Origin of the sequence: Zavarzinia sp., from assembly GCF_049306435.1 — a bacterium.
In the GTDB taxonomy this organism is placed as follows: domain Bacteria; phylum Pseudomonadota; class Alphaproteobacteria; order Zavarziniales; family Zavarziniaceae; genus Zavarzinia.
The window spans coordinates 1-7,331 of the sequence record NZ_JBAQRT010000022.1; the positions used below are offsets into that span (position 1 = coordinate 1).

The 7,331-nt window shown below is 59.7% G+C and carries 9 protein-coding genes and 1 pseudogene; 5 read left to right on the top strand and 5 right to left on the bottom strand.

Annotation, left to right across the window (positions count from 1 at the left end):
- The 3 genes from WAZ62_RS01200 to sppA all read right to left on the bottom strand — a co-directional run.
- Positions 1–298: hypothetical protein (locus WAZ62_RS01200; protein WP_422641705.1), on the bottom strand; the 298-nt coding region annotated here is incomplete at its 3' end.
- Between the two features lie 34 nt (positions 299–332).
- Positions 333–653 carry an integration host factor subunit beta gene (ihfB, locus tag WAZ62_RS01205; protein WP_109907445.1) on the bottom strand — a complete coding sequence of 107 codons (321 nt, stop codon included), beginning with the start codon at positions 651–653 and terminating at the stop codon, positions 333–335.
- A gap of 28 nt (positions 654–681) precedes the next feature.
- Complete coding sequence (sppA, locus tag WAZ62_RS01210) at positions 682–1,581, bottom strand: signal peptide peptidase SppA (protein WP_422641706.1); 900 nt, start codon at positions 1,579–1,581, stop codon at positions 682–684.
- A gap of 219 nt (positions 1,582–1,800) precedes the next feature.
- Between sppA and WAZ62_RS01215 the strand changes: the two genes are divergently transcribed.
- From WAZ62_RS01215 to WAZ62_RS01235, 5 genes are all read left to right on the top strand, one after another.
- Positions 1,801–1,941, top strand: coding sequence for a hypothetical protein (locus WAZ62_RS01215; RefSeq protein ID WP_422641707.1), 141 nt, complete (start codon positions 1,801–1,803; stop codon positions 1,939–1,941).
- Between the two features lie 248 nt (positions 1,942–2,189).
- Complete coding sequence (locus tag WAZ62_RS01220) at positions 2,190–2,780, top strand: DJ-1/PfpI family protein (RefSeq protein ID WP_422641708.1); 591 nt, start codon at positions 2,190–2,192, stop codon at positions 2,778–2,780.
- Between the two features lie 56 nt (positions 2,781–2,836).
- On the top strand, positions 2,837–3,190 hold the full coding sequence (locus WAZ62_RS01225) for a ribbon-helix-helix domain-containing protein (protein WP_422641709.1): 354 nt from the start codon (positions 2,837–2,839) through the stop codon (positions 3,188–3,190).
- A 66-nt stretch (positions 3,191–3,256) separates the two neighbouring features.
- Positions 3,257–4,138 (top strand): DUF1295 domain-containing protein, encoded by an 882-nt coding sequence (locus WAZ62_RS01230; RefSeq protein ID WP_422641710.1) that lies wholly within the window; start codon positions 3,257–3,259, stop codon positions 4,136–4,138.
- A gap of 406 nt (positions 4,139–4,544) precedes the next feature.
- Positions 4,545–5,666, top strand: coding sequence for an ImmA/IrrE family metallo-endopeptidase (locus WAZ62_RS01235; RefSeq protein WP_422641711.1), 1,122 nt, complete (start codon positions 4,545–4,547; stop codon positions 5,664–5,666).
- On the opposite strand, the gene WAZ62_RS01240 is transcribed toward WAZ62_RS01235, so the two are convergent.
- Together WAZ62_RS01240 and WAZ62_RS01245 are read right to left on the bottom strand one after the other, a co-directional pair.
- Positions 5,656–6,603 carry a hypothetical protein gene (locus WAZ62_RS01240; RefSeq protein ID WP_422641712.1) on the bottom strand — a complete coding sequence of 316 codons (948 nt, stop codon included), beginning with the start codon at positions 6,601–6,603 and terminating at the stop codon, positions 5,656–5,658. The genes WAZ62_RS01235 and WAZ62_RS01240 overlap by 11 nt on opposite strands.
- Positions 6,600–7,166: pseudogene (locus tag WAZ62_RS01245) on the bottom strand (thymidylate synthase); the annotation flags it as partial. The pseudogene WAZ62_RS01245 and the gene WAZ62_RS01240, both read right to left, overlap by 4 nt.
- Positions 7,167–7,331 lie beyond the last annotated feature (165 nt).

Genomic DNA, 7,331 nt, shown 5'->3' on the forward strand with positions numbered 1-7,331 from the left:
CGACGGGGCCGCTCGGCTGGGGCTTGGCCGACTCGGCCTCGCGCTGCAGGACCTTGTAGCGGCGGGTCAGCAGCCGGCGTCGGCGCCAGCCCGAAGCCCAGGCGACACCGCCGCCGATCAGGATGCCCAGCACCAGCGCGGCGAACAGGGCGAGGAACAGCGGCATCTGCACGGCATAGGCCGGCGTCGCCCCGCCGAAGGGGTCGAGCGACAGCACCACGGGCGCGCGATTGGCGACCGCGAGGGCGACCAGCACGACGATGACCGGCAGGGTGATGAGCAGGGTGCGCAGTTTCATGATGGCTCCCCCATGGCGGATTTCCGGGGGTCGATCAAGCCTTGGCGGCCTTTTTCTTGGCCGGCGCCGGCTCGTCGTCGACATTCAGGCGCTCGCGCAATTCCTTGCCGGTCTTGAAGAAGGGCACGAATTTCTCGGACACCTCGACCGCCTCGCCGGTGCGCGGGTTGCGGCCGGTGCGGGCCGGCCGGCTTTTCACCGAAAAGGCGCCAAAGCCCCGGATCTCCACCCGGTCGCCGCGCGCCAGGGCATCGGCCACTTCCTGGAAGATGGTGGAGACGATGCGTTCGACGTCGCGCTGATAGAGATGGGGGTTCGCGGCGGCGAGGCGCAGGATCAGTTCAGACTTGATCATGGCCCGTGCATCCCTCGCCAATCTGCCGTCAGTCGAGGCGAGGGTGCCAAACCGAAGTCAAGCCGTCAAGGGTAAGCCATTTAGGCACAAAGGCTTTTCCGCTCAGCACGGCCGACAGGGGGCTACCGTCCACCTCGACGTCGATGATCGGCAGGTCGGCGGGAAGCCCCTTGGCCTCGGCCAGCCAGACCTTGATCTCCGGCTCCGCCCCGAGGGCATCGACCAGTTTCAGCGCCAGCGCCTGCCGGCCGGTGAAGATGCGCCCATCGGTCACAAGGGCCAGACCGTCGCCGGCAAGGCCCCGGCGTTCGCCGACGATGGCGCGGAACCAGGCGAAACTGTCGTCGATCACCGATTGCAGCGCCGCCCGCGCCTCCGGCGACATCGCCTCGAAGGGCGAGGGCGAGGCCTTGAGCGGCGCCGATTTCACCTCGTTCACGCCGATGCCGATCTCGGCCATCAGCTTGGAGAATTCGGGCGCCTGGATGAGGACGCCGATCGAACCCGTGAGCGAGGTTTCATAAGCATAGATCCGGTCGCCCGCCGTCGCGATCAGATAGGCGGCGGAGGTGCCGAGGGTGCGGATCGAGGCGACCACGGGTTTTTTCGCGGAAAGCCGGCGCAGCGCCTGATACAGCGCCTCGCCCCCCACGGTGGTGCCGCCCGGACTGTCGATCGCGACGATCACCGCCTGCACGCTGTCGTCATCCGCCAGCCGGTCGATGAGGGCGATCGCCTTGTCGCTGGAGACGATCACGCCTTCCACCGTCACCCGGGCGATATGGGGCCGCAGGCTGCCGTCGAAGACGCCGGGCAGGGCATAGGCGCCGAGGGCGAGCAAGGCCAGCAGCGCCAGCACGCGCCAGCGGGTCAGGCGGCGGCGCAGCAGCCGCCGGTCGGTCAGAAGGTCTTCGGTGCCGCCGGTCATTCTCGCCTCGTCTTGTCGCCGTGCAGGGTAGCGGGCGATGGCGCCGAGGGAAGGGGCTTTTTTCGCCGGGTCTTCGCCGCTTCGCCGAAAATGGAATTTGCCCCGCAACCGCGAACTGCGGTTGGAATTTTTCTTGGGCTGACGAAATGTCAGTGATAAAAAACCATAACGGTGACATTCGCCCCCACGGTGAAGCCCGAGAAGGAGAGGTAGCCCGCCATGTTCGAACTCATGTCTTCCGTCGATGTCGCGGGTTCCCTCGGGCAGGTGCTGGGGGTGATGGACACGGGCCCGGGCTATGTCGCGACCGTCATCACCCTGGTCCTGATGTGGGCCGCCGGCCGCGCCTTCTTCCGCTGAGAGCCTGTTTGGAAATCCGGCGGCTGAGAGCCGGCGAGAGATTTTCGTGTCCCGCAAGGAGGCGGTCGCCGCCGATATCGTGTGATATCGGCAAGATCGGCGACGCCGCGGGGCGCGGAAAGATCCGCCGGATCGACCCGCCCGGGGTTTCCAAACAGGCTCTGAGGGCGTAGTAGGCCCCTAATACCCGGGCCGGGCCAAAGCCTCCTATCATGCCGCCAACAAACGGGTGAACGGAGGAAACGAGCATGGCCAGCAAGATCCTGATGATTATCGGTGACTTCACCGAGGATTACGAAACCATGGTGCCCTTCCAGGCCTTGCAGGCCTGCGGCCACGCGGTCGATGCCGTCTGCCCGGGCAAGGCGGCGGGCGACAAGGTCGCGACCGCGATCCATGATTTCGAGGGCGACCAGACCTATTCGGAGAAGCCCGGGCACAAATTCGTGCTGAACGCCACTTTCGCCGAGGTCGATCCGGCGCTTTACGACGCGCTGGTGGTGCCCGGCGGCCGGGCGCCGGAATATCTGCGCCTCGATGCCGCCGTGCTGGCCATGGTTCGCCATTTCTTCGAGGCGGGCAAACCGGTCGCCGCCATCTGCCACGGGCCGCAGCTGCTCGCCGCCGCCGGTGTCCTCAAGGGGCGGACGCTGTCGGCCTATCCCGCCTGCGCGCCGGAAGTCCGGCTGGCCGGCGGCACCTTCGCCGAAATTCCGGTCGACGGCGCCGTGACCGACGGCAATCTGGTCACCGCCCCGGCCTGGCCCGCCCATCCCGCCTGGCTCGCCCAGTTCATGGCGCTGCTGAACCGGGGGGCCGCCCGCGCCGCCGCCGAATAGCCATGGCCCCGGCGCGGCGGCAGGCGTAGCCTTTGGCGAAAAGGGGAGGCCTCGCCATGTGCAAACTCTTCATCGGCGCCGATCCGTCGCTGTGGTCCAGCCGCGCCAAATCGCTGCGCATCGACGGCATGGTGACCAGCATCCGCCTCGAGGATTATTTCTGGCGGGTGCTGTCCCGGATCGCCGGCCACGACGGGCTCAGCGTCAACCAGCTCATCACCCGGCTCTGGCACGAGGCGGCCGACGCCGGCCACGACCTCGGCAATTTCACCTCGTTCCTGCGGGTCTGCTGCGCCCGCTATCTCGACCTTCTCGCGCGGGGCGAGGTGACGGCGGGCCGGCCGATCCGCGCCGTCGACGCTGCCGCCATTCTGGCGCGAGAAGAAGGGGCCCCGGTCTATTCAGCCTGACCGCCCGCGTCTAGACTTGCCCCCACGAAAGAAACGTCGATCAACGACGAGGGGGGGGACTTGCGCATGGCGGCAAAGCCGGCCGACTATTCGGCCATCATCATCGCCTATGGCGTCAGCCTCGCGGCGGGTGGCGCCGTCCTTTACCTCGGCGGTCTGCCCGCCCCCTGGGACGCCCTCGCCGCCGATGTGGTGGCGACCGTGGCGATCTTCGGCTTCAGCCGGCTTTACGGCAATTCCAGCACCTATGACCCCTATTGGAGCGTGATCCCGCCCCTCCTCGCACTCTACTGGTTCGGCACGGGCGGGGGCGCCATCGAGGCCGCCGCCATCGATCCCTGGCGCGCGCTCTGCGTCACCCTGCTCGTCTTCCTGTGGGCGATCCGGCTGACCGGGAACTGGGCCGTTCACTGGGGCGGCATGGGCCACGAGGACTGGCGCTATCCCCTGGTTCGCCAGCGGGCGGGCAAGGCGGCAATTCTCGCCGATTTCGCCGGCATCCACCTGTTCCCGACCGTGCAGGTCTTCCTCGGCTGCCTGCCGGTCTATACCGTGGTGACCCGGGGCGGCGCGCCCTTCGGCCTGCTCGACATGCTCGCCGTCGTCGTGACCTCAAGCGCCATCGCGATCGAGACCGTCGCCGACCTGCAACTCCACGCCTTCATCGCGAGGCGAAAGCCCGGCGGCTTCATCCGCCACGGCCTCTGGGCCTGGTCCCGCCACCCCAACTACTTCGGCGAACTCGCCTTCTGGTGGGGCCTCATGCTCTTCGGCCTCGCCGCCGCGCCGGCAGACTGGTGGTGGATCATCCCCGGCGCCCTCGCCATGACCGCCATGTTCACCCTCGCCAGCATCCCCTTCATGGACCAGCGCAGCCTGGAACGCCGCGAAGGCTATGGGGATTACATGCGGAAGGTATCGGCGCTGGTGCCCTGGCCGCCGGGGTAGGGGGGCTTATTGTTTTGCTAGGGAATCAACCTTTAGTATGCTGTCTATAACATTCAGGGCCTCGCAGATGGTGCGTCCCATACCATGGAAATAGCCTTTCGGACGAAGGTTCTACGGAACATATGTCTTAACGCTGACAGTATGGACGGGCTGTACGGAGCTGAACTTGGAGCAACGCTTAGGCGGTGTTTGGCAGATATGCAGGCTGCGGAGTGCTTGACCGATGTGCCTCTCGTTATCTTGCGGCCCTCGGAAGGGGCGCCGGCTGGCGAGTTGGCAATGGATTTAGGAATGGGATTGACCATTCTCATTCGGGCGAATCACCAAAGACAGCCGCGGCTTGTGGACGGCAAGATAGATTGGTCCTCAGTCCATCGAGTTCTGATCCAACGGATTCAAGGCACCAATGATTAAACATTCCCCATCCAATGACTTTGAGCCGAACTGGGCAGTTCCTCCAGGTGTGACCATATCGGCCATTTTGTCATCCCGCGCCGTATCGAGGGAGAGTTTCGCTGAGGCTGTTGGAGAAAGCGTGGAATCGGTTCAACGGTTGCTATTAGGCCTGCGATCCGTGGACGAGCATTTGGCAGATAGGCTGGCACGATGCCTTGGGCCGTCCTCAGCATTCTGGTTAGCCCGAGAGGCGCAATATCGTGCAGATTTTCAACGGATTCAGAGTACGTGCGTTGAAATTGCCTGCGAGGTTTGGGTTAAACAGTTTCCCGTTCGGGAAATGGTGAAACTTGGGTGGATTGATGACTTCCAATCTACGTCCGAGGCCGCTGGCGAATGCTTCAAGTTATTCGGCGTGCCTGATGTGGCTGCATGGAATGTAAAGTATGCCGGTGCATCTGCTGCAGCTGCATTTCGTATGTCGGCCTCGGCTAGGGCAAACCCCGGGGCCATCACTGCCTGGCTGCGATGGGCTGAGCTGATTGCCGAACTTACGCCTTGCGCCGATTGGGATCCAGAATTGTTTAAGGAAAACCTGCAGGCGGTGAGATCGCTCACATGGCAAAAAGATCCTGCAACCTTTTTGCCAAAGCTCCGAAAGCTATGTGCGGAGGCTGGGGTTTCTGTCGTTGTCGCTCGAACGCCAAAAGGGTGTCCAGCAAGCGGTGCAACTCGCTTCTTGTCACCCAATAAAGCATTGATGGTACTTAGTTTCCGGTATCGATCAGACGATCAATTTTGGTTTACCTTTTTCCATGAAGCGGCGCATCTCCTTTTGCATAGTGGCGATGCAATTTTTCTGGAAGATGAGAGCGAGGTCACTTCAGATGAGGAAGGGGAGGCCAACGAATTTGCAGCGGAAGTTCTTATTCCTAGAAATTATTTGTCAGAATTACTCAATCTCCCATTGAGAAGAGACCCGATCCTTCGATTTGCGCGGCGGATTGGAGTTTCGCCGGGAATTGTTGTAGGGCAGCTTCAGCATTATAAGCGTATTTCGTTGTCGCATATGAATTGGCTGAAGCGTCGATATGATTGGAATCAAATAAGCATGGACAAAATTACCCTCTGAATCGCTTGTGGACGTGAGGGGACTTTTGCCAGTTGCAAATTGCATCTTCTAGAGCTTGCGGAGGAAGATTGGTATATTGGCTAAAGCGTACTAATTTTTCTTCGAGATGACATGCGGAAGCTTCCGAATTTCTATCTGCACAAAATAATAATCGTGCACCGGCCAGAGGCCCCGTCGCTCCACTAAGAAATGTCGAACCTGGGGCGACTGGCGCGATATCCAATTTTCCTAGCATCGCGAGGAAATCAAATTTTCCTAGCCGTCCAAACCTGAGCACTGAGTCCATTGATTTATATAAAGCCGCGAAAACTTGATGCGGATTTTGGCCAACGACCTGATGCAATTCTCTAACAATTTCTGCATGTCGCCTTGGAGGGGTGATCCAATTTACATAAGAAATTAAAACGGCTGCTGTCCCTTTATTGGAGCGAGCCTTCAAACTTTCGTACTTGCGGTGATTGCTAAATCTCCGAGAGACTCCGTCTCCGCCTCGTAAGGTATCTTCATTGTTCTCCAGCCATGCTTTAAAGGCGATTGGGTTGTGTGAAATTCCCGGCCAATCCCAAAGACCGCAGCCTTGCCCGAGTTTGCCATAAATGTCTCGTGTTAGGCGCCATCCATCTATTGGATGCTTGCCAAAGTGAGTGGCCATGAACACCAGCCACCAAGCTTCGTCGGTATTTCCGTTCCTGTTATGTAAGACTGCTGCTCGAAGGGGGTCAAACAATTCTGAATTTGGATCCATTCTTGATGGATGGTGGGGCGCGTCTCTTATATAGTGAGCAAATTCGATTCTACGAATGCTGTCAATGAGTTGATATACTAGGGACCTTAAGTATTCTATAGATAGAATTCCTGGAAGAGGTCCATTTGTTTCCTGAAAACTAACTATTAATTGCTCTAATTGAGAGGCTCTTATCCTGTCGCGTGGACTCATGGCGTGTTTTCTTCCTGGGCTACGGTTGGAATGCCCGGCAACTTCAGTTGGATATCCAAATTGCGTTGCAGTGCGATGTGTCGTCCACGGACAAATGCGGCGTATTCGGGGCATGTCATTTCATTTTTTACTTGAATCAATTGCCGTCTGTCCTTCTTGTCAAATAAATATTTCATCCGAAGTAACCGAGCTAAGTCAACCCAGTATGAATCTATGTCGGCTGCTGGCGGTACTGGGGAGCCGGATCTTATTAGCTGTTCAGCTCGAAGTAGCCAAGAAACCGAAGGCCAGGGGTCGCTATGAGGCATCGGGGGCATACTGATTGGTGATTGGAATCCCTCACTAAGATAGTCGCGAGCCCTGGGCTCATCGCAATCGTACAGATGTAAGCTGCCAACGAAATGGCTATAATTTCCAACTTCAAGGCCAAGGGTGTTGGCCACTAGTTCCTGAATAAATGTAAATGCAAATACATCTCCTGGAAATCCACGATAAATATCATTTGATCTCATCGTGGTGGATAAGTGTAATTTACCTCTCCTAGGAAGGAATTGTAGAGTCGTTGTGCAGGGTACGTCTTTATTATTTGGCTTTAAATCGGACTTAGAGCCTGACCCAAAAGCCTATTGCGCCCGGCAGGGTTGTGTGATTCACCGAATCCGTCGGCTTGACGGAGGTGATTTGTGGCGTGGACGGATGAGCATCGGGCGGCCTATCGGCGCGAGGGC

Coding starts and splice junctions, on each gene's coding strand:
- WAZ62_RS01230 (WP_422641710.1), top strand. CDS start 3,257: ATGGCGGCAAAGCCGGCCGACTATTCGGCCATCATCATCGCCTATGGC.
- WAZ62_RS01215 (WP_422641707.1), top strand. CDS start 1,801: ATGTTCGAACTCATGTCTTCCGTCGATGTCGCGGGTTCCCTCGGGCAG.
- ihfB (WP_109907445.1), bottom strand. CDS start 653: ATGATCAAGTCTGAACTGATCCTGCGCCTCGCCGCCGCGAACCCCCAT.
- WAZ62_RS01225 (WP_422641709.1), top strand. CDS start 2,837: ATGTGCAAACTCTTCATCGGCGCCGATCCGTCGCTGTGGTCCAGCCGC.
- WAZ62_RS01220 (WP_422641708.1), top strand. CDS start 2,190: ATGGCCAGCAAGATCCTGATGATTATCGGTGACTTCACCGAGGATTAC.
- WAZ62_RS01235 (WP_422641711.1), top strand. CDS start 4,545: ATGATTAAACATTCCCCATCCAATGACTTTGAGCCGAACTGGGCAGTT.
- sppA (WP_422641706.1), bottom strand. CDS start 1,581: ATGACCGGCGGCACCGAAGACCTTCTGACCGACCGGCGGCTGCTGCGC.
- WAZ62_RS01240 (WP_422641712.1), bottom strand. CDS start 6,603: ATGAGTCCACGCGACAGGATAAGAGCCTCTCAATTAGAGCAATTAATA.